This is a genomic window from Brevundimonas basaltis, assembly GCF_014202075.1.
Classification (GTDB): domain Bacteria; phylum Pseudomonadota; class Alphaproteobacteria; order Caulobacterales; family Caulobacteraceae; genus Brevundimonas; species Brevundimonas basaltis.
In genome coordinates, this window is the sequence record NZ_JACHFZ010000003.1 from 247,273 (window position 1) to 271,784 (window position 24,512).

Below are 24,512 nucleotides of genomic sequence, written 5' to 3' on the forward strand. Positions count from 1 at the left end.
TTTCCGGCTCACGTTCGGTCCAGGATCGCCCTCACGCGTTCCGCAAGCTGCTCGAAGGTGAAGGGCTTGCTGATCAGCTGAACGCCGGGATCCAGCCTCCCGTGGTGCACGATCGCGTTGCGCGAATATCCCGTCGTGAACAGGATTTTTAGGCCTTCACGCAGGTTTGCGGCTTCGTCCGCCAGTTCGCGGCCGCTCTTGCCAGGAAGCACCACATCGGTGAACAACAGGTCGATCCGGTCGTCACCCTTCAGGATCGCGAGCGCGGCCTCGGCTTCCGCAGCCTCGATCACCTTGTAGCCGAGTTCATTGAGGATCAGGGCGCTGTTCGCCCTGACGTCTTCATTGTCCTCGACCAGCAGGATGACCTCGCCTTCGCTGCTTCCGGCGATAATAGACGGCGAGACGACCTCGCCGGCTCCCGCCTCGCCGAGGAACCGCGGGAAGTAGAGCTTGACCGTCGTCCCCTGCCCTTCTTCGCTGTAGACCATGACGTGGCCCCCGGACTGCTTCACGAACCCGTAAACCATGCTGAGGCCGAGGCCGGTCCCCTTGCCCACCTCCTTGGTGGTGAAGAACGGTTCGAACACCCGCGCGACCGTTTCGGGGCTCATGCCGCCGCCGGTGTCGCTGACCGCGACCATTACATACTGGCCGGGGACAACCTCGGCATCGACCGCTGAATAGGACTCATCGAGCGCGGTGTTCCCCGTTTCGATGGTCAGCTTCCCGCCGTCCGGCATCGCATCCCGGGCGTTGACCGCCAGGTTCAGCAGGGCGCTTTCCAGCTGATTCTGGTCGGCCTCGATCGGCCAGAGCCGCGGCAGCAGCACGCCTTCCAGTTCGATCTGCTCACCAAGCGTCCGGTGCAGCAGCTCCGTCATTTCCCGGACGACCAGATTCAGCTCGAGCGGCTTGGGCTCAAGCGGCTGACGCCGCGAGAAGGCCAGAAGCCGGCTGGTCAGGCTCGCGGCGCGCTGGGCGCCCTTGATCGACATATCCAGCGCGCGCGCGATCCGCGCCTCCTCATCGGGCTTGCTCCGCCGGATGGTGTCCAGACCGCCGATGATGACGGTCAGAAGGTTGTTGAAGTCGTGGGCGACCCCGCCGGTCAACTGGCCGATCGCCTCCATCTTCTGCGCCTGCCGCAGGGCTTCCTCGGCCTTTGTCCGCTCGGCGATCTCCTGGGTGACCCTTTCCTCCAGACTGTTGTTCAGCGCCTGCAAATCGGTCTCGGCGCGTCGACGCTGCTCGATTTCCGTCTGGGCGGCCTGGAAAAGCCGGGCATTGTCGATCGCGACAGCGGCCTGGCTGGCCAGACCGACCACTCTCTCCTCCGCCAGATCGTTGAAGACCCCGGCATTCGGATGTCCGAAGAACAGCCCGCCGATCACTTCGCCCGATCGAAGCCGGACCGGAACCGCCAGATAGCTCCGCACCGGCAGATGCCCTTTCGGCATGCCCTTGTAGGGAGCCATCCTGCCGTAGCGATCGTCCTTGGTGACATCGTCCAGCCGTATCACCCCGGTGCCGTCGAATGTCGGCCGGAAAATATCCGTCGCCCGCGGCATGGGAAACTGCTCGAACGCCTCCTTCGGCGCGCCGGACAGGCTGTACAGCATGAAGCTTTCGCCCGACGGGTCCGTGACATTGTAGAAGAAGGCCCCGAAAGCCGCGCCGGTCACCTCCACCGCCGCGTCCGTGACCCGCTGCACCAGCCGGTCCAACTCCAGATCGCCCGCCACTTCGGACGCCGTCCGGTTCAGAATCCGGAGCGTCTTGGTCTGCTCCTCAAGAGCGGCGGCCTTCTCCGACAGCGCTGATTGCGCCGCCAGCCGTTCCGACACATCGGCGAAAGTGCAGATCGCGCCAGCGTGCACGCCGTCCACAAACAGCGGCGCGGCCCGGTATTCGACCGGCACCGTCCCCCCGTCCAGACGGTAGAACAGTTCCCCGTCCACGTGAGCGCCCTCACCGCTGCTGGCCGCCCGGTAGATGGGACATTCTTCCTTGGGGTAATGGGCGCCGTCGGCGTGGGAGTGATGAATGACGTCGTGCAGCTTGCGACCGACAGCGTCTTCGGCGCGCTCGAACCCGAGCATCTCCAGAAACGCGCGGTTGACCATGGTGGTCACGCCGTCGCGATCGACGGAATAGAAGCCCTCCCCGGCGGAATCGAGCAACGCCTCCAGAAAGCCGCGGCTCTCCCGAAGTTCGGCCTCGCTCTGACGCAGGTTCTGTTCGGCCTGATACCGATCGTCGATATCGATCACGGACCCGATGTAGCCGAGAAACTCGCCATTGGCCCCGAACCGGGGGGAGGCGGCGTCGATCGCCCGGTGATAGGAGCCGTCCGCCGTCTTCAGCCGGTATTCGGAGCGGAAGGGCTCGCCCCGCTCATTGGCGGCCAGGAAGACGTCGCGGGCCATCTGCCGGTCGTCGGGATGGACCGCATCGAGCCAGCCGAGTCCCAGCGCCTCCGACTCCGCCTGACCCGTGAAGGCGTACCAGCTCTTGTTCAGATAGCTGCAGCGTCCGTCCGCCTCGGTGACCCACATCATCACCGGCGCGTGGTCGGCCATGTTGCGGAATCGGGCCTCGCTCTCCTGCAGGGCCGCGCTCTTGCGGCGCTCCTCCGCGATGGCCCTGACCTCGATCACCGTCCCGACCGTCGTATCGGTCTCGTCACGAATGGGCGAGGCGGTGAAGCCCACGGGGTAGAAGCTGCCGTCCTTATGGACGAAGACTTCCTCGCCCTGGACCTGGTAGTTCTCGGGAAACGCCCGGTCGATCGGGCAGTCTTCGAGCGGATAGTGGCGACCGTCTGGATGGGTGTGGTGAACGACGTCATGCAGAGGTCGACCGCCCAACTCCTCAAGCGTGTAGCCGGTCAGCTCCTCCGCGGCCGCATTGGCGTAGATGCAGTGCTGACGGTGGTCCATGACGAACACCGCCATGGTCGTATTGTTCAGGATACTGCTGAGCCGCCGCTCACTGAACCGCAGGGCCTGTTCAGCGTCGCTCTGCGCCGTTGTGTCCCGAACCGCCACCAGCGCGCCAATGATCGAACCCTCGCTGTCCCGCTGAGGCATCGCGTCGACGCAAACCGTCCGCGGTCCTTCCGCCCCGACCATCCGAATGGCGAAATCGCGGACCGTCTCTCCCTTCAGCGCCCGGGGAATGGGCGTGTCCTCGAACTCGAGGGGGGACCCGTCAGGCGCAGAGACTTCCACCGCCGGCTCATCATACCGGCGTCCGGCGATGTCCGCCCGGGTCAGACCCAACAGACGTTCGCATTCCGGATTGGCGTACTGGATCACCCCCGTGGCGTCGGCGCGGGCCATGGCGACCGGCAGCGAGTCAAGCAGGGCGTCCAGATCGCCGTCCAGCGCCTTTCCGCCCAACGGGCGAACGATCGAGTCCATCAACACCTCCAGCCGACCCTGCACGCCGCGTAGCCGGAGCTACCGAAGGGAGCAACCGGCCAGTTCGTTCCCGATCGGGAACATTTCGTTCAATCTGGTTGATGACCGACATCAAACGGGAAGCGTCGACCTTTTTGGCCTTGGCCGGTGTGTCCAGCCCGCTTCCAAATCGCGGGTTGCGATGGCTAGTCTCGGACGTCGACGCCCCCTGAGCCGAGCCGCCATGACCACCCTGATCACCGAACGCCTCACCCTGACCCCGGTCGCTGCTTCCGACTACGATGACCTGCGCGCTATGTGGGCGGACCCCGAGGTCATCCGCTACATCTTTCCCGATCCTCTGACCGGCGAGGATGTCTGGTTCCGCCTGCTGCGCGACATCGGCCACTGGGAAGTCCTCGGCCATGGCAACTGGACCCTCAGACTAAAGGACACCGGCGAACACGTCGGCAGCGTCGGCGTGCTCGACTTTCACCGCGTGCTCGAGCCCGCCCTCGACGCCCCCGAACTGGGGTGGGGCCTTCGCTCCGCCTTCCAGGGCAAGGGTCTGGCGTTCGAGGCCTTGTCCGCCGCCCTGGCGTGGTGCGACGACGCCCTGAACGCCCCGCGCACCGTTTGCATGATCGATCCAGCCAATGCGCCCTCGATCGCCCTGGCGAAGCGCGCCGGCTACCGGGAGTACGCCCGCACCGACTACAAGGGCGCGCCGGTCATCCTGCTGGAGCGCCGGTCGACCTGACAGCGTAGCCAGCCATTAAGGTTTACGGGGCATTGTGACCGGTGAATCCGGAGACCGCCCGCCCCATGCCCATGCCTGTCGAAGAGCTTCGCGCCCACCTGACCGAAGCCTTTCCCGACGCCGAGATCGTCATCGACGATCTGGCTGGCGACGGCGACCACTATCGCGCCCGCATCGTCTCCGCCGCCTTCGCCGGCTTGCCGCGCGTGCGCCAGCATCAGCTTGTCTACGCGGCGCTGAAGGGCAAGATGGGCGGCGAACTCCACGCCCTGGCGCTCGAAACCTCGACCCCTCCGGCAGGAGACTGACCCATGCGTTACCGTCCCTTCGGACAGTCTGGTCAGGCGGTGTCGGCGCTGACGCTCAGCCTCGGACCCCGCGACATCGCCCGTGGCCCCGAGACCGGCCGCGAGCTGGTCTATTCGGCGCTCGAAGCCGGCATCAACAGTTACCGGCTCGAAACCGCCGACCCGGTGCTTGCCGAGGTGCTCGGCCAGGCCCTGAAACACGTCGACCGCAAGCTGGTTCAGGTCTCCATGATACTCGGCGCCGGCGACGGTCGCCGCGGTTCGGACCGCGACTTCTCGGCCGAGGGCATCACCTCCGCCATCGATCGCGCCCTGGCCATCTCGGGCTTGGGCTGGTTCGACCTGGCCATCCTCGACGAACCGGCCGAACACGAGCTGCCGCAGACCACGCTGAACGCTCTCAAGGCCCTGCGCGCCACGGAACGGGTTCGCCTGCTCGGCATCTCGGGCGAGGGCGAGGTGATGGACACCTATGTCTCGACCGGCGCCTTCGACGTGCTGGCCACGCCCTTCCACGTCAACTCCCCGTGGCAGATCCGCTCCCGCCTGCGGGTCGCCCGCGAGGCCGACATGGCTATCTTCGTCTACGACTATTTCCCCGACAGCCTCGACACGGCGAAAAAGGCCTCGGCCGTGCATCAGCCGAAGAAGGGCTTCTTCGGATTCGGCGGCCCGAAGACCAAAGAAAACCCGTTGGCCCACGCCGGCACCTTCGCCTTCCTGCACCAGACCAACAACTGGCCGGCCGAGGCCATCTGCCTCGCCTACGCCCTGACCGATCCGTCGGTGTCCAGCGTCCTGATCCGGGCCAGCGACGCGGAGCGGCTCAACATGCTGGCCCTGGTGCCCGACCGCGACATGCCGCCCGGCCTCGCCGCCCAGATCGAGATGGCCCGGGTCGCCGGCGCCAAGGCCGCCTGACCGGTCCAACCGGGACCTTCCGGCGCCTTGACCCCGCCCCTTTGGGCGCCTAGCTGACGGCCTTCACCGAAAGGCCAGTACCAGTGACCGATCAAGCCGTCGCCAATCCCGTCCATGCCTTCATCGCCGATACGGTGAAGGGTCACGACGTCGTCCTGTTCATGAAGGGCACGCCCGACGCGCCGCGCTGCGGCTTCTCCTCGCTGGCGGTGCAGATTCTCGACCACGTCGGCGCGTCCTTCGTCGGCGTCGACGTGCTTCAGGACGAGGCCCTGCGTGACGGCATCAAGACCTACAGCGACTGGCCGACTATCCCCCAGCTCTATGTGAAGGGCGAATTCGTCGGCGGCTCCGACATCGTCCGCGAGATGTTCAACGCCGGCGAGCTTCAGACCCTGATGTCCGACAAGGGCGTAGCCCTCGGCGACGCCGACGCCTGATGGCCCGGGCCCAGCTCGAGCCCCGCGCGGACCGCGAGATTTTCGTCGTCCCGCTCGAGGTTCGGCCCGGGCACATCGACGACAACGGCCACGTCAACAATGTGGTCTACGTCGGCTGGCTGCAGGACGCGGGCACGGCCCACTGGAACGCCCGTTTCGACGCTCAGACCCGCGCCCGCTGGTCGTGGGTCGCCCTCCGGCATGAGATCGACTATTTCCGCCCGCTGGCCCCCGACGCGGTGGACGTGAAGGCCCGCACCTGGGTCGGCGACCCGCAGGGGCCGCGCTTCAACCGCTACGTCCGCATCGAGGACGGCGAAGGTCGGCTGTGCGCCCAGGGCGTGTCGGAGTGGGTTCTGGTCGACGCCACGACCATGCGGCCGCACCGCATCCCGTCCGACATGCTGCCCGCCTTCGAGGCCCGCTGAGCGGTCAGCCGCGCGGCAGCTGGTAGGGGTTTTCGACCGAGACCCGGCTGCCGGGCGCCAGTCCCATCTCCTGGAAGGTCCAGCGCATCTCGACGCCCTGATCGCTGGGCTCGAGGCAGAGGTCCTCTTTCAGGCGGCGCAGGGTGATCACCGAGCCGTCGCCCTGGCGGCGCACCACCGGCAACAGGTCGGACTTCTCGGTGCAGCCGTTCGAACTGACCCAGAACACCGCCTGGTCCTGCACGATGGCGGCGGCGTGAACGGGCTCGATCTGGCCGGGCCCCGCGGCCATCGCCGGCGCTTCGTCGCGCCCGAACCAGCGATCCGCCAGCGCGCAGCCGGAGGCCAGGACTACGGTCGCAAGCATGGCGCTGAGCGTGACGATCCGTTTCATACCCGGCCTCCCGCGCCGATCCTGACCCTGCGTAATGTGCGCCTGTTCGCCGTCCGGGGGAAGTCGCCACCGGTGGATGCAAAAAGCCCCGGATCGCTCCGGGGCTTTTCGGACGTCTGTCGAGACCGACTGGCTTACGAGGAGTAGTATTCCACCACCAGGTTCGGCTCCATCTTCACCGGGAACGGCACGTCGGCCAGTTCCGGCACGCGGACATAGCGGACCGAGAAGCCGCGGTCGCCCAGCTCGAGGTAGTCAGGCACGTCGCGCTCCGACGACTGCTGCGCTTCCAGCACCAGCGCCATCGAACGGGACTTCTCCTTGACCTCGATGACCTGGCCCGGCTTGACCCGGTAGGAACCGATGTCGACCTTCTTGCCGTCGACGGTCACGTGGCCGTGGCTCACGAACTGGCGGGCGGCCCAGACGGTCGGCACGAATTTGGCGCGGTAGACGATGGCGTCCAGGCGCGACTCCAGCAGGCCGATCAGGTTCTCGGAGCTGTTGCCCTTGCGGCGCGAGGCCTCTTCATAGGTCGCGGCGAACTGCTTCTCGGTGATGTTGCCGTAGTAGCCCTTCAGCTTCTGCTTGGCCTTCAGCTGCAGGCCGAAGTCCGAGACTTTCGACTTGCGGCGCTGGCCGTGCTGGCCGGGGCCGTAGGAACGCTTGTTGACCGGGGATTTCGAGCGGCCCCACAGGTTTTCACCCATGACCCGGTCGAGTTTGTACTTGGCGCTGTGGCGCTTGGACATAAGTCACTCTCTATATGATGCGGCCCGGTCCCTCCCCAACTGGAGGGACGATCTCAACGGCGGTCCACGCATCGTCCGTAGTGGATCACGCAACGCGGCGAGCCGGTGGCGTGAAGGCGGGGCTTATGACCGCCGGACGCCCCTTCGTCAAGGCTCCGGCGGTCCGTCGGGTCCTACTGCGTCGCGGCGGCGAACAGTTCGTTGGCCTTGTTCCAGTTCACCACCGTCCAGAACGCCTTGAGGTAGTCGGCCCGCCGGTTCTGGTACTTCAGATAATAGGCGTGCTCCCAGACGTCGGCGGCCAGCACCACCGCGCCCTGTTCCTCGGCCACGTCCATCAACGGATTGTCCTGGTTCGGCGTCGAAGTGACCTTCAGCCGGCCGTTCTGCACGATCAGCCAGGCCCAGCCCGAGCCGAACTGTCCGGCTCCGGCGGCATTGAACGCCTCCTTGAACTTGTCCAACCCGCCGAGGTCGTGATCGATGGCGGCGGCCAGCTCGGCCGACGGCTCGCCGGTCTTGTCGGCCGGCGCCAGCAGCTCCCAGAACAGGCTGTGGTTCCAGTGCCCGCCGCCATTGTTGCGCACCGCCTTGGGCAGTTTCGACATGGTCGCGAACATCTGCTCCAGCGACTGGCCCTTCAGGCTGTCGGCCCGGTCGACGGCCTCGTTCAGCTTGTCGACATAGGCCTGATGGTGCTTGTCGTGGTGGAAGGTCATCGTCTCCTTGTCGATGGCCGGCTCCAGGGCGTCATAGGCGTAGGGGAGGGGCGGAAGGGTAAAGGCCATGGGGAGGCTCCTTTCGACAGGGTTCGGGGAGCCCTTCATCTAGGCGCCCGCGCTCCAAACCCAAGCGGGCCGGAGCGGATTTGGTTCAGGCGCTTGCATCTTCGCACGCGTGGGTTGATCGTCGGTCGTCGATCCCGAGGAACGCCGCCGTGACCGAACTGCACCGCCCGCTGGCCCTCGCGGCCGCCCTGCTCGCCCTGTCGGGATGCGCCTCGATCGACTCGCTCGACCGCATGGCGGATCAGGCCCGGATCCGCTCCACCTGTCACACCAGCACAGGCGAACTGATCGGTGGGCCGCCCTGCACCCTCACCTGGACGATATCGGAGACCACCTCGACCACCACGACCGTCGTCACAACGACCTCCCCGCCCGCCGCCGCCCCCGCCGCGACGCCGCCGACCGACGACTAGAGCCGCGTCTCAGAGCTCCGGCAGATTGGCCTTCAGACAATCCCGCACGGCCCGCCTCAGGTCGCCGGAGGCCGAGGCGAAATCCACGCCCTCGGCCTCGAACACCGCCCGCGTCGCCGCGTCCAGCCCGTTCGGAATGGCGGCCAGCACCCGCTTCTCGCCCTTCGGATGCAGGCAGAACCCCACCTCCCTGCACAGGGCGGCGAACATCTCGTCATGGGCGGCGGCGTCGGTCATGGCCCTCTGATACTACGGCAGCAGCCCCGTCAGCCAGTGCAGGATGTTCAACCCGAACCGGGCGTTGCCCGGCGCGGCGTTCATGCCGAAGCGCCGGTCTGGCTGGCCGCTCTCCGGCGGATACCGCACCAGTTGCGCCGACAGCATCCCGGCCTCGCCCAGCACCACCACCCGTCCCTCGCCGTGCATGAACGCCAGTCCCTGCGCCGGCAGGGCGGGCGCCGAAAACTCCGCCAGAGTCGCCTCGGCCGCCGCTCCGTCGTTCAGCCGGTCGGCCAGCGCCTGCAAGGTCGGCAGGTCCCGGGATTCGCGCGCGCCGTTGGTCGTCGGCAGCAGCACCGCCGCCCCCGGCGGCCCTGCCAGCGACTGGCCGGTGTAGGCCGTGACGCTCGCCACCCGCTCGTCGGCGCTGCGGCCCGCAATGATCGGATGATCCCCAAGCGCCTCCCCCGGATAGACCAGGGTGGTCCTCAGATTATCGTCGGTCAGGGTGAAGGCGTAACCCGTCCCCATCGTCACCCCGAACCGCGCCGCCAGCGCCTCGGCCGCCGAGCCGAACGGGGAATGATCGGCGATCAGCAGCAGCCGCCCTCCGGCCCTGACCCAGGCCTCGAGCGTCGCGATCTCTTGTGCCGTGAAGATCGGCCCGGTCGGCTCGCGCACAGCCCCGGCGTTGGCGATGACCATCACGTCCACGCCGTCCAGCCCGCCCGCGTCAAACGCCGCCGTCCCGCCGCGCACCTGATAGCCGTCGGCCCGCAACAGGGCAGCGAACGGCGCATAGCGTCCGTCGACGGTATGGAAATTGTGGTGCGCGCCGTCGATCACGACCTTCGGCCCGTCCCCGCATAGGCCGGGTTGGACACCGTTGGCGCGAAGTCCGGGTCGCTCATCTGCTCCTGCGCCAGCGCCGGCCCGGCGGCGACGGTCAGAACGGTCAGGCTCAGGGCCAGGGCGATCAGTCTCATCGGGATCCCTCCGTTTGAGCGACACGCTAACACATTCGCTTCAGCCCTTCAGACGACGGGCGTGGAAGGCCACGTGATCCGCGATGAAACTGGCCATGAAGAAATACGAATGGTCGTAGCCCGGCTGCATCCGCAGGGTGATCTTCTGCCCCGACGCCTTCGCCGCCTCGACCAGCAACTCAGGTTTCAGCTGCTCGGCCAGGAACGGGTCGGCGTCGCCCTGATCGATCAGGATTTCGTCATAGACCCCGTGCGCGGTCCCCGCCTCGATCAGCCGCGCCGCGTCATGCCGCGCCCAGGCCCTCTGGTCGTCGCCCAGATAGGCCCCCAGGGCCTTCTCGCCCCACGGACACCGCGTCGGCGAGGCGATCGGCGCGAAGGCCGAGACGCTCTGGAACAGTTCGGGATGGTTCAGCGCCAGCGTCAGCGCCCCGTGCCCGCCCATTGAATGGCCGCTGATCCCGCGCACCTTCGTCGTCGGAAACGCCGCATCGACCAGCGCGATCAGCTCGCCCGTGAGATAGCTCTCCATGCGGAAATGCTTCGCCCACGGGGCCTCGGTCGCGTCGACGTAGAAGCCCGCCCCCTGCCCCAGATCCCAGGCGTCGTCATCGGCTACGCCCTCGCCGCGCGGCGAGGTGTCCGGAGCGACCACGATGATCCCATGCTCCGCCGCCGCCGCATAGGCCCCGGCCTTGGTGGTGAAATTGTCCTCGGTGCAGGTCAGGCCGCTCAGCCAGATCAGCACCGGAAACGGCCCCTCCCCCGGCGGGACGAACACCGACAGCGTCATCGGCGTGCCGGTGGTCGGGCTGTCATGCTTCAGATAACGGAGCGTGCCGCCGTGGACGACGTGGGTCTTCAGGGTTTCCATGCCGCCCGCTTAACACCCCGGGCCGCGCAGCGACTATCCCGGCCTGTGCAGCGCGCACACCTTGTTGCCCGCCGGATCGCGCAGATAGGCCAGCACCAGCTTGCCGAACGGCCCGTTGCGCTCGCCGGGCGGATCCTCGATCGAGGTCCCGCCCGCGGCCACGCCGGCGTCGTGGAAGGCCTGCACCATCTCGGCCGTCTTCGCCGCGAAGCCCAGCGTCCCGCCGTTGGCGCAGCTGGCCGGCGCCCCGTCGATCGGCTTGCCGACCGCGAACGCCCCCCGCTCCGTCCGCCACCAGTAGCGCCCCTTGGGGTCCGGCCCCTGCGCCGGTCCAAGCCCCAGCGCGCCCAGCGCCGCGTCGTAGAATTTCCGCGACGCCTCGACGTCGTCGGCCCCAAGGGTGACATGAGTGAACATGGCCTGGCTCCTGTTTCAGACAGTTTTTTTAAACAACTGTCCAGATCAAGCAAGTCTCAAAACACCACCACGCTCCGGATGCTCTCCCCCGCATGCATCAGATCGAACGCCTCGTTGATCCGCTCCAGCGGCAGGGTGTGGGTGATCATCGGGTCGATCTCGATCTTGCCGTCCATGTACCAGTCGACCACCTTGGGCGTGTCCGTCCGCCCGCGCGCGCCGCCGAAGGCCGAGCCGCGCCACACCCGGCCGGTGACCAGCTGGAACGGCCGGGTGGCGATCTCCTTGCCCGCCTCGGCCACGCCGATGATCACGCTCTCGCCCCAGCCGCGGTGGCAGGCCTCCAGCGCCTGACGCATCACCGTGGTGTTGCCGGTGCAGTCGAAGGTGTAGTCCGCCCCGCCTCCGGTCAGCTCGACCAGATGCGCCACCACGTCCGTCACCTCTTTCGGATTGACGAAATGGGTCATGCCGAAGCGCCGGCCCCACTCTTCCTTGGCCGGATTGATGTCGACGCCGACGATCATGTCGGCCCCGACCATCTTCAGCCCCTGGATGACGTTCAGCCCGATACCGCCCAGGCCGAACACCACGCAGTTGGCGCCCGGCTCGACCCTGGCCGTATTGACCACTGCCCCGACGCCCGTGGTCACGCCGCAGCCGACGTAACAGGCCTTGTCGAACGGCGCGTCCTTGCGGATTTTCGCCACTGCGATCTCGGGCAGGACGGTGAAGTTCGAGAAGGTCGAACAGCCCATATAGTGGTGGATCGCCTGGCCCTTGTAGCTGAACCGGCTGGTCCCGTCGGGCATCAGCCCCTTGCCCTGGGTGCCGCGAATGGCCGTGCACAGATTGGTCTTGCGGCTCAGGCAGCTTTTACATTGCCGGCATTCCGGCGTGTACAGCGGGATCACATGGTCGCCGACCTCGACCGAGGTCACCCCTGCGCCGAGCTCGACCACCACGCCGGCGCCCTCATGGCCGAGGATGCTCGGGAAGATGCCCTCGCTGTCCAGCCCGTCCAGCGTATAGGCGTCGGTGTGACAGATGCCCGTCGCCTTGATCTCGACCAGCACCTCCCCGGCCCGCGGCCCCTCCAGATCGACCTCGACGATCTCCAGCGGACGTTTGGCCTCGAAGGCGACGGCGGCGCGGGTTTTCATCTCAGGGTCCTCTTCTTTCATCGTCATTCCGGGGATTCGCGCAGCGAAGAACCCGGAACCCAGGGGGATCAAGCACAGTCGGCCGGTGCGGCTCAACCGCTGAACCGGAGTCGGTATCCAGGGCCCCTGGGTTCCGGGTTCGCTCTTCGAGCGCCCCGGAATGACGGCTAGAAGAGCGGGATGATGCAAAACCTCGTCATCCTCACCGGCTCCGGCATCTCCGCCGAGTCCGGCGTGCCCACCTTCCGCGCCGCCGACGGCCTGTGGATGGGTCATCGCGTCGAGGACGTCGCCACGCCCGAGGCCTTCGCCCGCGACCCGGCCCTCGTGCAGGATTTCTACAACCGCCGCCGCGCCCAACTGGCCGATGTCCAGCCCAACGCCGCCCACCGCGCCCTCGCCGACCTCGCCGCCCGCTGGGACGGCGACTTCCTGCTGGTCACCCAGAACGTCGACGACCTGCACGACCGCGCCCACGCCGAGACGCCGCCCGCCGCCGGCTTCGAGCTGGTCCACATGCACGGCGAACTGCTCAAGGCGCACTGCACGGCGACGGGCCGGGTCATCGACTGCCCCGGCGATCTCGCCCCGGACCAGCCCTCGCCTTTCCACCCGCGGGGCGTCCTGCGCCCGCACATCGTCTGGTTCGGCGAGATTCCGCTACACATGGACCGCATCGAGACGGCGCTGGCCCGGTGCGACCTGTTTGTCTCCATCGGCACCTCCGGCGCCGTCTGGCCGGCCGCCGGCTTCGTTCAGATCGCCAACCACGCCGGCGCCCGCACCGTCGAGCTCAACCTTGAACCCTCGTTCGGCAGCCGCCTGTTCGACGAGGGCGTCTACGGCCCCGCGACGGAGGTTGTGCCGGGGTTTTGCAGCGAATTCTAAAAGCGTCATTCCGGGGCTTCGCGCAGCGAAGAACCCGGAACCCAGGGGACCACGCTCAAGCCCCGGCCTCGGCGACGGCCCGTACGACACTCCTGGGTTCCGGGTTCGCTCTGCGAGCGCCCCGGAATGACGGAAAAGGTATTGCTACCCCTCGCCCCCCCGCTTCGCCGCCAACTTCGCCAGCACTCTTCCCCGCCCTTTCGCCAGCGCATGGATCACGCCCCGAAAGGTGGCCACCTCCTGCTCGCTGAACCCCGCCCGGCCCAGCATGACCCGCAGGTTCTGGCTCATCGACGGCTTCTTCTCCGGCGGATGGAAGAAGCCGCCCTCGTCCAGCTCCTTCTCCAGATGCTCGTACATCCCGACCAGCAGGTCATTCGACGCCGGCGGATCGCCCGCGCGGAAGCGCGGCGGCGGGGCGTCGAGGATCAGGGTGCGCCACTCATAGGCGTTGATCGCCACCGCCTGCGCGAGGTTCAGCGAATGGTGCTTCGGATCGATCGGGATGGTGACAATGCCCTGGGTCAGGGCGATGTCCGTCGTTTCCAGCCCGGCCCGCTCGCCGCCGAACAGCAGGCCGACGGTCAGCCCCGAGGCCCGGTCGTCGTACAGCAGCCGCATCGACTCGCGCGGCGTCCGCACCGGCATCCGCGTCTCGCGCGGCCGGGCGGTGGTCGAGAATACGGTGTTCAGGTCAGCGACCGCCTCGGCCACGCTGTCGAACACCCGCACCCCGTCCAGCACCCAGTCGGCCCCCGAGGCCGTGGCCCAGGCCCGGTCCTGCGGCCAGCCGTCGCGCGGGCTGACGAGGCGCAGTTCACTGAGGCCGAAATTGGCCATCACCCGCGCCACCGCGCCGATGTTGTCGGCCAGCTGCGGCTTGTCGAGGATGACGACGGGCGGGGTCAGGTCGCTCAAGGGTCGGAACTCAGTCGTCGCCGTACATGGCCAGCCACGGATCGGCCGTCCCGGCCTCGACCTCGGCCACCTTCACCTTGGGCCAGCCGATCTCCTCGTCCGCCGAATCCCGCCACGCCAGCACATACAGGTCGCGCAGCTCGGACGCTCCCGCCGCCAGCCGTTCGATGACGAACATCCCGGCCCGGGGCTCGGCGTCGCGGAAGGCCCCGGCCTTCTCCAGCCGGTAGAAGGGGACCACCTCGGCCAGCGTCGTCTTCAGATAGGCCGGGACCCGCGCGCGCAGATCGAAACTATCCAGCGCCGGCGCGCCCATCGCCGCCTCGATGGCGTCCAGCCGCGCCACCCGCGCCGTGAACGCCCCCTCGAACAGGCCGTGCGTCTGGCGCGAGGTGGTGAAACCCTCGGGGTTGGGCGTGTCGCGGTCCCAGCCGTTGTAGTGGATCGTCGTATGGTGCGGCTGCGCCCCGTCGCCGACGTAGTGCCCCAGATAGCCCATGTCGCGCAGGATCAGCGCCTCGCGCCGCAGCCGGTCCTCCCGATACCAGGCCCGCTTCCCGGGATCGCTCTCGCGCGCCTCGGCGGCGTGCAGCACCCGCCAGGTGGCGAAGTCGCGCACCAGCTGCTGATAGCCGTCCATGATGGCGTAGGGCAGGTAGCCGGCGTCATCGACCTTGATCCCCGCCGCGAGCAGCGCCGCGTCATATTCCGACTTCAGCCGCGGCAGGGCGTCGATCGACATCCCCTGCGCCGTCATGATCCGGCCGTCCTCCATCATGTCGACGAAATGGGCCGTGTCCCGCTCGCGGTCGTGCGGTTGCCCCGCCCCCTTGGTCCGGTCCGGCTCGCGCGACAGCTCCCCGACCTCGGCGGCCGCGCCGGGCGTGCGCAGGAAGGCCGGCATCTCGTCGGGCAGGGCGCGCACGGCGGCCACGCCGATCAGCCGGTGGCCGGTATTGCCCCAGGCCGACACCACAGCGGGCGCGGCGAGGGCGGCGACGCCAAGCGTCAGGGCGGACAGGGCGACGACGAGGCGCTTCATGGCGAGCTCCGGGTGCGGGACTGCCGCCGGGTTAAATCCACGCCGCGATGGCGTCCAGCGGCTTCTTGTCCAGCGCCGCCGTCGGCACGGTCGCATCCTCGGCCGGATGCCCCGCCACCAGCAGCAGGAACGGCTTCTCGCCGGCGGGACGGCCGCAGATGTCGGCGAGGAAGCTCATCGGCGCCGGGGTGTGGGTCAGGGTCGCCAATCCCGCCTGGTGCAGGGCGGCGATCAGCAGGCCGGTGGCGATGCCGACGCTTTCTGTGACGTAATAGTTCTTCTTGTCGTCGCCCGGTCTCGGTCCGCCCCGCTTCTGGCCGAAGATGGCGATCAGCACCGGCGCCACCTCCAGGAAGCTTTTGTCCGGGTCGGTGCCCAGCGGGGCCAGGGCGTCCAGCCACTCCTGCGGTGCCTTGCTCTCGTAGAATTCCCGCTCCTCGGCCTCCGCCGCCGCCCGGATGCGGGCGCGGGCGCCGGGGCTCTCGATGACGCTGAAGAACCACGGCTGGTGATTGGCCCCCGACGGCGCCGATCCCGCCGTCAGCAGCGCTTGTTCGACCACCGCCCGCGCCACCGGCCGGTCCGAGAACTCGCGCACCGTCCGCCGCCCCGCCATCAGCCGCCGGAACGCCGTCGCCCGCTCCAGGCGGGTCGCGTCGTCGACGGGGTCATAGCCGGTCAGCGGCTGGCAGGGATGATCGCGCATGGGGCCTCCGGCTTCGCCCCAGGCTTAGCCTATCCCGAAAGCCGCCTCCACCCGCCCGATCCACGCCCGGATCGCCGGAAACGGCGCCAGGTCGAACCCGCCGTCGGGCGCCGTCCGCGTGTAGGCGACCAGCGCCAGATCAGCCAGCGTCGGCCCGTCGCCGACCAGCCACTCGGCCGCCGTCAGCGCCGCCTCCATTCGCTCCAGCGCCGCCCGCCCGCGCTCCATCAACCGCGGCTCGATCTCGTCCGCCGGCTTGCCCAGCAGCGCCCGCTGAAAGCGCGCCACGGCGATGTAGGGCTCGTGGCTGTACTGCTCCCAGAACAGCCACTCGTAGACCTTGGCCCGCGCCCACGGGTCAGTCGGCAGCCAGGGCGTTCCCTCGCCGAAGAAACCGATGATGGCGTTCGACTGCGCCAGCGTCCGCCCGTCATCCAGCACCACCGCGGGAACCTGCCCGGCCGGGTTCCGCGCCAGAAAATCTGGGGATCGTGTCGCACCCGCCATGACGTCGGTTTCGACCCAGCGATAATCATGGCCGAGGCTGTCGAGCAACCACTTGACCTTCAAACAGTTGCCCGACCGAATATCTCCAAAGACTGTAAGCATCCGCCCTCAGCAAGGTGTTTCTGATCTGCGAATACAGCTGACAGGTTTCAGACGCTGAACCAAGAGGGATTCCCCGCGACCGTCACAAGCCGCGCTTATCCACAACTCGACCTGACAGGACGTCGCAGTCTGGGCGCGATGTCTGGCTTTCGCCGCAATTATTGACGACAAGCCCGCCGCCGGACGCGTCAGGGGCCGGTGTTTTCGTGAGTCGCATTCATGCTCGGCACCGCCGCTGCGCTCGCCCTCGTCTGGGCGATGGCCTTCCCCGCGCTTGGCGCGGAACAGGGCGAACCCGTCACCTACGAAGCCGCGGTCGCGACCGGGCTGGGCGAGGAAGAAACGGGATCCTCCGACGAAGGTTCCGACAGCGGCATGGCCCTGACCGCCGAGCAGCAGGCCCTGATGGAGGCCGACGCCGACTGGACCGCCCGGGTCAATCTCTACCATGCCGGCGGCGGCGGAGCGACGGGCAACGACAGCCTCGGCTGCCGCCCCATCCCGATGCGCACCATGGCCGTCGACCCGCGCTACATCCCGCGCCGCACCCGCCTGTTCATCCCCGAGACGGTCGGCATGCGCATGCCCGACGGCACGGTCCACGACGGCTACTGGTACGCCTCTGACACCGGCGGCGCGATCAAGGGGCAGAAGATCGATCTCTACACCGGCCACGGCCGTGGCTCGATGCAGCCCGCCATGCGCTTCAACCAGCGCCGCCTGACCCTGATCGACGCCGGCCGGTTCGACGGCTGCCCGCCCTCGTGGGATCGCCAGCCGACCCTCATGGCCAGCGCCGCGACCAACGTCGGCTCGCGCTAGAATTTCCGCTTGCCGGCGACCACCTCGAAGAACATCCGCCAGTCGCCCATCAGGCTCCACAGCGGATAGCGGAACGTCGCCGGCCGGTTCTTCTCGAAGAAGAAATGCCCGACCCAGGCGAAGCCGTAGCCGACCACCGGCATGGCCAGCAGCCACCACGGGTTCAACGTCACGACCGCCACGGCCAGCACGACCAGCACCAGCGCCGATCCGACCACATGGATGCGCCGGCACGTCCGGTTCGAATGTTCGTGAATGTAGTGCGGATAGAAGGCCTCGAAGCTCTCGAAGCGTCCGCCCGCCGGCTCCTGCATGCTCATGGCCCGACGATGCAACCGTCCCGGCCGCGCCGCAAGCCGCCGCGTTCACCCTGTTCGTTGCCGCTCTCTTCAGCCTCCAGCGCCATGCTCGCCGCATCCTCCCGGGAGCCGCCCATGCAGGCCCACGCCATCGCCGCCGCCGGCATCGCCTCGGCCACCGCCCGTTTCGAGGCCAGCGTCCGCCGCACCGCCGCCGATCCCCTCGCCAATCTGGCGGATGAAACGGTCGAGCGCCTCGGCGCCGAGGTCGCGCTCAAGGCCAACGCCTCGGTCCTGCGCACCGCCGATGAGATGACCGGCGCCCTGCTCGACATCCTCGCCTGATCCGTCAGGCCTCCGCGACCGGCTCCGGCCCCAGCAGCCGCCGGATCCACGGCCAGGCCCTGACCACCGCCGAGATGAAGCCGACCACCGTCGACACCCACTGGAACGCCGTCCAGACCCAGCCGAACAGATCGCCGCCGCCGATCCACTGGCCGATCGGGAACAGCACCCGCGACACGCCGATCTGGAACGCCGCATAGGCCTCGGAATATTCGATCGAGCGGTCAGCGAAGAAGGCGATGACCACCGCCGCCGACACTGGCGCCCACAGCAACGGCAGCGCCAGCAACCCCGCCAGCAGCAGCACGACCAGCCTGGTCCCCACCGTCTCGCGCCCGGCCAGGCTGGCGACCACCCCCGCCCCCAGCGTCAGCCCGACCAGCAGAAGCCCCGCCGGCAACGCCCAATCCGCCGCCGTCATCAGGTCGGTGACGAACAGCGCCGCCAGGATCGCCGTCCCCGACAGCAGAAACCCCGCCACCCACACGGCGGCGTATTGCCCGAGCCGGCGTTTCAGATGGGCCAGACTGACCATGGGGCCAGAGTGCCCCTCTCCGACGGCGCTGTCCATTGGCCGAACGGCGGTCGGGGTTCAGGGTGTCGGGTGTCGGGTGTAGGGTCTTGTCCCTACCGCCCAATCCCTAAGCCCTAAGCCCTAAGCCCTAACCCCTAAGCCCTAAGCCCTAAGCCCTAACCCCTAACCCCCAGCCCCCGGAGCCCCCCCCATGTCCTACATCACCGGCTTCCTGACCCCCGTGAAAGCCGCCGACAAGGCGCGCTACATCGAGTCCGCCCGCAAATCCTGGCCGGCGTTCCAGAAGTACGGCGCGCTGGAACAGGTCGAAAACTGGGGCGACGACATTCGGCCCGGCAAGGTCACCGGCTTCGACCTGGCCGTGAAGCTCGAGGACGGCGAGGTCCCGGTCTTCTCCTGGCTCCGCTGGCCCGACAAGGCGACCGCCGACAAATGCTGGGCCCAAATGCAGGACGACCCCGACTTCCAGAACATGGACATGCCCTTCGACGGCAAACGCATGATGTGGGGCGGCTTCGAGCCGATCTTCGAGGGCCGCTAGCCAGCCGAGACTCCCTTCTCCCCCGGGGGGAGAAGGTCCGTTCGGCCTCCCCATCCCCACCTTCCGCCGCCGTTTACCCTCTTTGACAGGGAACCCTTGCCCCCCGGCGTGCGATACCTCCGGCATGCCTGCCGCCGCCATGACCGATGAAGACCGCGAGCTCGACGCCCTGTGGCGCGAGCGCTTCGGAGAGCCCCTGCCCATCCTCGGCGCCGCCGACATCGTCCGCGCCGTCCTCGCCCGCTCCGACCCGCCCCCCGCCGCCGAAGCCGCCTGAGGGCGGTCGAGCAGGGAGACGCGCCGTCTCCTCCCCGTCGCGCAGCGATGGGGAGGGGGACCCCGAAGGGGTGGAGGGGTTCCGGGAGGCAAGCCCCCGGCTCCCCGCTTGCAACGCCCCCGCGAACCGGGCCAAGTGCGCGGCGGGGAGAGCCGCGCTTGGATATCGATACCTTCATCACGCGCTGGAGCGAGGCCCGCGGCGGGGCGGAACGCGCCAACTATCAGATGTTCCTGTCGGAACTGTGCGAGGCGTTGGACCTGCCGCGCCCCGACCCGGCCAGCGACGACACCCGCAGCAACGACTACGTCTTCGAGCGCGGCGTGAAACGGCGCGAATCCGAGGGCGTCGCCTCGACCCTGCGCATCGACCTCTACAAGCGCGGCTGTTTCATCCTCGAAGCCAAACAGTCGCGCGCCAGCCAGCGGGACGACCAGCCCTCCCGCTTCAAGGCCGACGAGACCGCCTCGACCGCCGCCAGCGAGGGTCGTTGGGACGTGCTGATGCGCAGCGCCCGCCGTCAGGCCGAGGACTATGCCTTCCGCCTGCCCGCCGACCACCCGGCCCCGCCCTTCATCATCGTCTGCGACGTCGGCTATGTGTTCGAGGTCTATGCCGATTTCTCCGGCTCGGGCCGGGCCTATGGCCATTTCCCCGACCGCAAGGGCTTCCGCATCCGGCTGGAGGACCTGCGCCGTCCCGAAATCGTCGACCGGCTCAGGGCCATCTGGACCGAGCCGCAGACGCTCGACCCGTCGCGCCACGCCGCCCGCGTCACGCGCGAGATCGCCGAACGCCTCGCCGCCGTGTCCAAACGACTGGAAGCCAAACACCCGCCGGAAGAGGTGGCGCATTTCCTTATGCGTTGCATCTTCACCATGTTCGCCGAGGACACCGACCTGCTGCCCAAGGGTCAGTTCACCGCCCTGCTGCGCGACTGCCTCGACGGCCCCGACAGCTTCGCCCCCCTGCTGCGCGACCTGTGGAAGCGGATGGACGACCCGGTCTACGAGAACCGCTTCTTCTCGGGCTTCAAGACCCATCTGCGCCACTTCAACGGCAGCCTGTTCAAGGACGCCCGTGCCTTCCCGATGGATCGGGAAGAGATCGGCGAACTGCTGGCCGCCTCGACCCACGACTGGCGTTTTGTCGAACCGGCCATCTTCGGCACCCTGCTGGAACAAGCACTGGAACCGGGCGAGCGACGCTCTCTCGGGGCCCATTACACGCCCCGATCCTATGTCGAACGGCTGGTCGAGGTGACGGTGATGGAGCCGCTGCGCACCGACTGGAACACGGCCCTGCTGAAGGCCGGAGATGCCCGCGACTACGACGACCTCAAGGGGGCGGTGGCCACCATCCGCGCCTTCCATCACCAGCTCTGCACCACCCGCGTGCTCGACCCGGCCTGCGGCACCGGCAACTTCCTCTATGTCGCGCTGGAGCTGATGAAACGGCTGGAGGGCGAGGTGCTGGAGGCCCTGGCCGAACTGGGCCAGACCGAGGGCATCGGTTTCGAGACCGTCGATCCGCACCAGTTCCTGGGCATCGAGCTCAACGTCCGCGCCGCCGCCATCGCCGAACTGGTGCTGTGGATCGGCTATCTGCAACAACACTACCGCAACAGCCGCGAACACCCCGCTGAACCCATCCTCAAGGCCTTCGGCAACATCCAGCAGAAGGACGCGGTCCTGACCTGGGACGGTTATCCCGAGCTGCAGTTCGAGATGCAGCCCCCCGTCTCCTCCCCACAACGTGGGGAGGGGGACCGCGAAGCGGTGGAGGGGCAAGCGGCCGCACAGAGCCCGCAGGCAACCGTCCAGACCTATCCCAAGGCCCGCCGCCCCGACTGGCCCGACGCCGAGTTCATCGTCGGCAACCCACCGTTCATCGGCGGCAAGGACCTGCGCTCAAGGATGATGCCCGGCTATGCCGAGGCGCTGTGGACGGCGCATCCGCACATGAACGAGAGCGCCGATTTCGTCATGTACTGGTGGGACCACGCCGCCGAACTGCTGACCCGCAAGAAGACACCCCTGCGCCGCTTCGGCCTCGTCACCACAAACTCCATCAGCCAAGTGTTCCAGCGCCGGGTGATGGAGCGCCACCTGAAAGCCAAGGCTCCGGTGTCGGTCATCTTCGCCGTGCCGGACCATCCGTGGACCAAGGCGACGAAAGACAGCGCGGCGGTGCGGATCGCTATGACCGTTGCGCGGGCTGGACAGCACGACGGCACGTTGCTGGACATCACCGCAGAAGCTGGGCTGGACACAGACGAACCGAGACTTTCGTTCGCCTCAGATCAGGGAAATATCAACTCTGACCTATCGCTCGGTGTCGATGTTACGTCCGCTCAGCCGATTACAGCAAATGAAGGTCTTTGTTCACCGGGTGTGAAGCTGCACGGTGCCGGGTTCATCGTTAGCCCCGAGCATGCTGCCCATTTGGGGCTAGGTCGACGACCGGGACTGGAGGCACATCTTCGGCACTATCGAAACGGGCGAGACCTCATGGGCCGATCCCGAGGCGTTATGGTGATCGATCTTTTCGGATTAAGTGCAGAAGAGGTGAGGCAGGCGTATCCCGAGGTTTATCAGCACCTGCTTGAAACCGTGAAGCCGGAAAGGGATACGAACGCGCGAGCGTATCGGAGAGAAAACTGGTGGCTTTTCGGAGAAAACAACCCGCGAGCACGGGAAGCGTGGTCGGCCCTTCCACGGATAATCACTACAGTTGAGACCACAAAGCACCGGGTGTTTCTGTTCCTGGAGACAAGCATCCTGCCGGACAATAAACTTCTGGCGATCGCCTCACACGAGGGAGAACACCTAGCCGTCCTTTCGTCTCGGATTCACTTCCGCTGGTACATTGCGAACTCCGCGATGCTGGGCGTGTACGATCAGGAAGCGGTCTGGGTAAAATCCCGCTGCTTCGACCCCTTCCCCTTCCCCGACCCGTCCGAAGCCATCCGCGCCACCCTCCGCGCTCTCGGCGAGGAGCTCGACGCCACCCGCAAGACGGTGCAGGCCGAGCATCCGGACCTGACCCTGACCGGCCTGTACAATGTGCTGGAGAAGGTCCGCGCCGGGGCCGACCTCAGCGAGGCCGAGACCGATGTGAAGGCGCGCGGCCGGGTGCTGATCCTCAAGGAATTGCACGACCAGATCGACCGGGCGACCGCCGACGCCTACGGCTGGCCCCACGACCTGACCGACGAGCAGATTCTGGAGAAGCTGGTCGCCCTGAACGCCGAACGCGCGAAGGAAGAGGCCGCCGGGCACGTGCGCTGGCTGCGCCCCGACTACCAGATCCCCCGTTTCGCCAAGGGGGCCGCCGCGCCGAAGTCCGGCGAGCTCGACCTCGGCGCCGTGGTGGCGATCGACAAGGGGCTGCCGGCCTTCCCGAAAGACAAGGGCGAACAGGTCATGGCCATCCGCGCCGTGCTCCAGTCGGCGGGTCGGCCCATGGACGCCGCCGCCGTGTCTCGCGCCTTCAAGGGCGGCGGCAAGAAGATCGAGCAACGCGTGGTGCAGGCGCTCAACACCCTCGTCCGCTACGCCGAGATCACCGCCCTGCCCGACGGAACCTTCGCGGCGCGAAGGGCGGCGTAACGGGGACCGCAAACGCGCCCCCCCTCACCGGCAGAACCGCGTCTCCGTCGCCTCCAGATGCAGGTGGTCATGGTGCACCGCATTGTAGTCCGGGCTCAGCACCGTCCCGAAAATCCGGCAGGCGTCGTCGCGCACCCGCCGCAGGAAGCGCGCCTCCGGGCCGTCGCCGCGCCAGTCCGCCGTCAGGGTGATGCGCCGCCCGTCGCGCAGCCGCACCCCCGACACGTCCAGCGCCGCCGCCTGGGCATGGGCGCTGATGCGGGTGCTGCCGGCCCCGTTGTTCACATTGCGGCAAGCGTAGGCCCCCATGTGGTCGATCTGGACCACGTCCGAGCCGAGGATCTCGCGCGCCGCCGGCTCCAGCGACTGGCGCCGCCAGACGCTGACGGCCAGGGCGAGGCGGCAGGTCATCCTGACGTCGCCGGGGTTCATCCGCGCCACCGTGCCCATGTCGGCCCCCAGCAGCCCCGCCTGCACCTGGCCGCAGGCGGCGCTGTCGACCCGGTCCGGCGTCGGGCTGAAGCGCACGCGCGCCGCGGTCAGTTCGGCCACGCAGCGGTTCAGGTCGGTGCTTTCGCGCAGGACGGCCGACCCCGTCGCCCCGTCGATCGGCCGGTCGATCAGCCCGCCGACCAGCGCCGCCTCCGGTCGTCCGGGCGCCGCGGGCGTGGGGCCGTAGGGCGGACGCTCGGGCAGCATCGGGCTGCACCCGGCGAGGATCGACAACAGTCCGGCCAGAACGGCGGATCGGGGAAGGCGGCGGGGCGAGCTCATCCGCGCGACGCTAGCTGATTCCCGCCCGGGTCCGGGGTTCACGACATGGCGAGCGGGTCCGGGGACCGCCCTCCCGCGGCGTCACCCCGCCTCCCGGTCGCGTCGCCCCCTCAAACCTCCTCCGCCCAGTCCATCCCCCGCCCTCGCCGCCACGCGCACTGCCGCTGCATGTATCCCGCCGGGCTCTCCGGCGGCCGCGGCGGCCACAGGTCGCCGGCCTCGTTCCATTAGCGGTCGGCCCGGCCCCTCCTCACCCCTCCGGATAATCCCTCAGCGCCTCCGCCCGAAGGAAGGCCAGCGCGGCCTGCCGGCCCGGCTCCTGCGGGTCGACGAAGCCCGGGTCATCCAGCCGGCGGGTCAGGTCGGTGAAGGCGAGGGCCGCCTTCAGCCCGGCCAGCGCCTTCTGGCCGTCGCCGCGCGCCATGGCCGCCGCCGCGTGGTCAAGGCAGGCTTCCAGCGCGGCGTGGCGGTCGACCGGCGCGGCCCCGGCGACGGCCTCCACGGCGTCCGGTAGCTCGCGGTCCAGCCCGGCCGCGACGGCCGCGCGGGTCCAGCCCTCGCGGCTGGCCTTCTTCCTCAGATTGTGCAGGCCGACATCGAAGCGCCGCGCCAGCGACGGCCCCGACTCCCCGGCGACGTAGGCCTCGCGCACCCGCCGCCAGGTGTCCGGGCCGCGATATTTCCGCATCCGGTAGTGGTCCATGCGGGCACGGGAGCACGCGGGGGCGTCAAAAACGGTCGTGGCGGTAGCCGTTGTCCCGCAATTCTCCGGCGGAAGTCGCCGAAGTCGTCGCCGGGCGGTGGTCGAATTCCCTGTCGGAGGGCTTAGGGCTTGGGGCTTGGGGCTTAGGGCTTAGGGCTTAGGGTTGAGCGCTGTT

Annotated in this window: 30 protein-coding genes; 12 read left to right on the top strand and 18 right to left on the bottom strand. The window is 68.2% G+C overall.

What is annotated here, in order from left to right; genetic code table 11:
* Positions 1 to 8 precede the first annotated feature (8 nt).
* Positions 9 to 3,425, bottom strand: coding sequence for a PAS domain S-box protein (locus HNQ67_RS08690; RefSeq protein ID WP_183254447.1), 3,417 nt, complete (start codon positions 3,423 to 3,425; stop codon positions 9 to 11).
* Positions 3,426 to 3,648: 223 nt separating this feature from the next.
* Between HNQ67_RS08690 and HNQ67_RS08695 the strand changes: the two genes are divergently transcribed.
* The 5 genes from HNQ67_RS08695 (at position 3,649) to HNQ67_RS08715 (ending at position 6,261) form a co-directional block, all read left to right on the top strand.
* Complete coding sequence (locus tag HNQ67_RS08695; protein ID WP_183254450.1) at positions 3,649 to 4,164, top strand: GNAT family N-acetyltransferase; 516 nt, start codon at positions 3,649 to 3,651, stop codon at positions 4,162 to 4,164.
* A 65-nt stretch (positions 4,165 to 4,229) separates the two neighbouring features.
* A complete protein-coding gene (locus tag HNQ67_RS08700; RefSeq protein WP_183254451.1) occupies positions 4,230 to 4,472 on the top strand; it encodes a BolA family protein in 243 nt (80 codons plus the stop codon).
* 3 nt (positions 4,473 to 4,475) lie between these two features.
* Positions 4,476 to 5,393: an aldo/keto reductase gene (locus HNQ67_RS08705; protein ID WP_183254453.1), complete on the top strand. Its 918-nt coding sequence runs from the start codon at positions 4,476 to 4,478 to the stop codon at positions 5,391 to 5,393.
* Between the two features lie 83 nt (positions 5,394 to 5,476).
* Positions 5,477 to 5,833 carry a Grx4 family monothiol glutaredoxin gene (gene grxD / locus HNQ67_RS08710; protein WP_183254455.1) on the top strand — a complete coding sequence of 119 codons (357 nt, stop codon included), beginning with the start codon at positions 5,477 to 5,479 and terminating at the stop codon, positions 5,831 to 5,833.
* A complete protein-coding gene (locus HNQ67_RS08715) occupies positions 5,833 to 6,261 on the top strand; it encodes an acyl-CoA thioesterase (protein ID WP_183254456.1) in 429 nt (142 codons plus the stop codon). Before grxD ends, HNQ67_RS08715 begins: the two co-directional genes overlap by 1 nt.
* Positions 6,262 to 6,265: 4 nt before the next feature.
* Here the strand turns inward: HNQ67_RS08715 and HNQ67_RS08720 are convergent, their stop codons facing one another.
* The 3 genes from HNQ67_RS08720 to HNQ67_RS08730 all read right to left on the bottom strand — a co-directional run bounded on the left by HNQ67_RS08720 (position 6,266) and on the right by HNQ67_RS08730 (position 8,195).
* Entirely contained in the window at positions 6,266 to 6,655 is a 390-nt protein-coding gene (locus tag HNQ67_RS08720; protein WP_183254458.1) for a hypothetical protein, read from the bottom strand.
* 134 nt (positions 6,656 to 6,789) lie between these two features.
* On the bottom strand, positions 6,790 to 7,407 hold the full coding sequence (gene rpsD, locus HNQ67_RS08725; RefSeq protein ID WP_183254467.1) for a 30S ribosomal protein S4: 618 nt from the start codon (positions 7,405 to 7,407) through the stop codon (positions 6,790 to 6,792).
* A gap of 173 nt (positions 7,408 to 7,580) precedes the next feature.
* Positions 7,581 to 8,195 (bottom strand): superoxide dismutase, encoded by a 615-nt coding sequence (locus HNQ67_RS08730; protein WP_183254469.1) that lies wholly within the window; start codon positions 8,193 to 8,195, stop codon positions 7,581 to 7,583.
* Between the two features lie 149 nt (positions 8,196 to 8,344).
* On the opposite strand from HNQ67_RS08730, the gene HNQ67_RS08735 reads away from it, so the two are divergent.
* Positions 8,345 to 8,608 (top strand): hypothetical protein, encoded by a 264-nt coding sequence (locus HNQ67_RS08735; RefSeq protein WP_183254471.1) that lies wholly within the window; start codon positions 8,345 to 8,347, stop codon positions 8,606 to 8,608.
* Between the two features lie 9 nt (positions 8,609 to 8,617).
* On the opposite strand, the gene HNQ67_RS08740 is transcribed toward HNQ67_RS08735, so the two are convergent.
* From HNQ67_RS08740 to HNQ67_RS08760, 6 genes are read right to left on the bottom strand one after another with little or no spacing between them, the layout of a single operon-like run.
* Positions 8,618 to 8,845: a hypothetical protein gene (locus HNQ67_RS08740; RefSeq protein ID WP_183254473.1), complete on the bottom strand. Its 228-nt coding sequence runs from the start codon at positions 8,843 to 8,845 to the stop codon at positions 8,618 to 8,620.
* Positions 8,846 to 8,857: 12 nt separating this feature from the next.
* The gene (locus HNQ67_RS08745; protein WP_221247811.1) at positions 8,858 to 9,673 is read right to left on the bottom strand and encodes a DUF4350 domain-containing protein; all 816 of its coding nucleotides are present in this window, start codon (positions 9,671 to 9,673) and stop codon (positions 8,858 to 8,860) included.
* Positions 9,670 to 9,813 (bottom strand): hypothetical protein, encoded by a 144-nt coding sequence (locus tag HNQ67_RS13530; RefSeq protein WP_221247812.1) that lies wholly within the window; start codon positions 9,811 to 9,813, stop codon positions 9,670 to 9,672. Before HNQ67_RS13530 ends, HNQ67_RS08745 begins: the two co-directional genes overlap by 4 nt.
* 40 nt (positions 9,814 to 9,853) lie before the next feature.
* Positions 9,854 to 10,687: an S-formylglutathione hydrolase gene (fghA, locus tag HNQ67_RS08750; RefSeq protein WP_183254475.1), complete on the bottom strand. Its 834-nt coding sequence runs from the start codon at positions 10,685 to 10,687 to the stop codon at positions 9,854 to 9,856.
* A gap of 33 nt (positions 10,688 to 10,720) precedes the next feature.
* The gene (locus HNQ67_RS08755; protein ID WP_183254477.1) at positions 10,721 to 11,104 is read right to left on the bottom strand and encodes a VOC family protein; all 384 of its coding nucleotides are present in this window, start codon (positions 11,102 to 11,104) and stop codon (positions 10,721 to 10,723) included.
* Between the two features lie 56 nt (positions 11,105 to 11,160).
* On the bottom strand, positions 11,161 to 12,267 hold the full coding sequence (locus tag HNQ67_RS08760; RefSeq protein ID WP_183254479.1) for an S-(hydroxymethyl)glutathione dehydrogenase/class III alcohol dehydrogenase: 1,107 nt from the start codon (positions 12,265 to 12,267) through the stop codon (positions 11,161 to 11,163).
* Positions 12,268 to 12,447: 180 nt separating this feature from the next.
* Here HNQ67_RS08760 and HNQ67_RS08765 point away from each other — a divergent pair, with 180 nt between their 5' ends.
* On the top strand, positions 12,448 to 13,155 hold the full coding sequence (locus HNQ67_RS08765) for an NAD-dependent deacylase (protein WP_183254481.1): 708 nt from the start codon (positions 12,448 to 12,450) through the stop codon (positions 13,153 to 13,155).
* Positions 13,156 to 13,299: 144 nt separating this feature from the next.
* Here HNQ67_RS08765 and HNQ67_RS08770 read toward each other — a convergent pair whose 3' ends face one another.
* From HNQ67_RS08770 to HNQ67_RS08785, 4 genes are read right to left on the bottom strand one after another with little or no spacing between them, the layout of a single operon-like run.
* Positions 13,300 to 14,073, bottom strand: a complete 774-nt coding sequence (locus tag HNQ67_RS08770; RefSeq protein ID WP_183254483.1) for an RNA methyltransferase — start codon at positions 14,071 to 14,073, stop codon at positions 13,300 to 13,302.
* A gap of 10 nt (positions 14,074 to 14,083) precedes the next feature.
* The gene (locus HNQ67_RS08775; RefSeq protein WP_183254485.1) at positions 14,084 to 15,115 is read right to left on the bottom strand and encodes a phospholipase C/P1 nuclease family protein; all 1,032 of its coding nucleotides are present in this window, start codon (positions 15,113 to 15,115) and stop codon (positions 14,084 to 14,086) included.
* Between the two features lie 31 nt (positions 15,116 to 15,146).
* On the bottom strand, positions 15,147 to 15,821 hold the full coding sequence (locus HNQ67_RS08780) for a nitroreductase family protein (protein WP_183254487.1): 675 nt from the start codon (positions 15,819 to 15,821) through the stop codon (positions 15,147 to 15,149).
* A gap of 24 nt (positions 15,822 to 15,845) precedes the next feature.
* Positions 15,846 to 16,430 carry a glutathione S-transferase family protein gene (locus HNQ67_RS08785; protein ID WP_183254489.1) on the bottom strand — a complete coding sequence of 195 codons (585 nt, stop codon included), beginning with the start codon at positions 16,428 to 16,430 and terminating at the stop codon, positions 15,846 to 15,848.
* A gap of 219 nt (positions 16,431 to 16,649) precedes the next feature.
* Here HNQ67_RS08785 and HNQ67_RS08790 point away from each other — a divergent pair, with 219 nt between their 5' ends.
* The gene (locus tag HNQ67_RS08790) at positions 16,650 to 17,252 is read left to right on the top strand and encodes a 3D domain-containing protein (protein ID WP_183254491.1); all 603 of its coding nucleotides are present in this window, start codon (positions 16,650 to 16,652) and stop codon (positions 17,250 to 17,252) included.
* On the opposite strand, the gene HNQ67_RS08795 is transcribed toward HNQ67_RS08790, so the two are convergent.
* Positions 17,249 to 17,572 carry an Mpo1-like protein gene (locus tag HNQ67_RS08795; RefSeq protein WP_183254493.1) on the bottom strand — a complete coding sequence of 108 codons (324 nt, stop codon included), beginning with the start codon at positions 17,570 to 17,572 and terminating at the stop codon, positions 17,249 to 17,251. The genes HNQ67_RS08790 and HNQ67_RS08795 overlap by 4 nt on opposite strands.
* Positions 17,573 to 17,686: 114 nt before the next feature.
* Here HNQ67_RS08795 and HNQ67_RS08800 point away from each other — a divergent pair, with 114 nt between their 5' ends.
* Positions 17,687 to 17,896, top strand: a complete 210-nt coding sequence (locus HNQ67_RS08800; protein WP_183254495.1) for a flagellar hook protein FlgE — start codon at positions 17,687 to 17,689, stop codon at positions 17,894 to 17,896.
* 4 nt (positions 17,897 to 17,900) lie between these two features.
* On the opposite strand, the gene HNQ67_RS08805 is transcribed toward HNQ67_RS08800, so the two are convergent.
* Complete coding sequence (locus HNQ67_RS08805) at positions 17,901 to 18,431, bottom strand: hypothetical protein (RefSeq protein WP_183254498.1); 531 nt, start codon at positions 18,429 to 18,431, stop codon at positions 17,901 to 17,903.
* A gap of 190 nt (positions 18,432 to 18,621) precedes the next feature.
* Here HNQ67_RS08805 and HNQ67_RS08810 point away from each other — a divergent pair, with 190 nt between their 5' ends.
* The 3 genes from HNQ67_RS08810 (at position 18,622) to HNQ67_RS08820 (ending at position 22,860) form a co-directional block, all read left to right on the top strand.
* Complete coding sequence (locus tag HNQ67_RS08810; protein WP_183254500.1) at positions 18,622 to 18,972, top strand: DUF1428 domain-containing protein; 351 nt, start codon at positions 18,622 to 18,624, stop codon at positions 18,970 to 18,972.
* Between the two features lie 124 nt (positions 18,973 to 19,096).
* Complete coding sequence (locus HNQ67_RS08815; protein WP_183254502.1) at positions 19,097 to 19,249, top strand: DNA methylase; 153 nt, start codon at positions 19,097 to 19,099, stop codon at positions 19,247 to 19,249.
* Between the two features lie 158 nt (positions 19,250 to 19,407).
* Positions 19,408 to 22,860: a class I SAM-dependent DNA methyltransferase gene (locus HNQ67_RS08820; protein WP_183254504.1), complete on the top strand. Its 3,453-nt coding sequence runs from the start codon at positions 19,408 to 19,410 to the stop codon at positions 22,858 to 22,860.
* Between the two features lie 24 nt (positions 22,861 to 22,884).
* Here the strand turns inward: HNQ67_RS08820 and HNQ67_RS08825 are convergent, their stop codons facing one another.
* Positions 22,885 to 23,634, bottom strand: a complete 750-nt coding sequence (locus HNQ67_RS08825) for an extensin-like domain-containing protein (RefSeq protein ID WP_183254506.1) — start codon at positions 23,632 to 23,634, stop codon at positions 22,885 to 22,887.
* A 250-nt stretch (positions 23,635 to 23,884) separates the two neighbouring features.
* On the bottom strand, positions 23,885 to 24,337 hold the full coding sequence (locus HNQ67_RS08830; protein ID WP_183254508.1) for a hypothetical protein: 453 nt from the start codon (positions 24,335 to 24,337) through the stop codon (positions 23,885 to 23,887).
* Between the last annotated feature and the right edge of the window lie 175 nt (positions 24,338 to 24,512).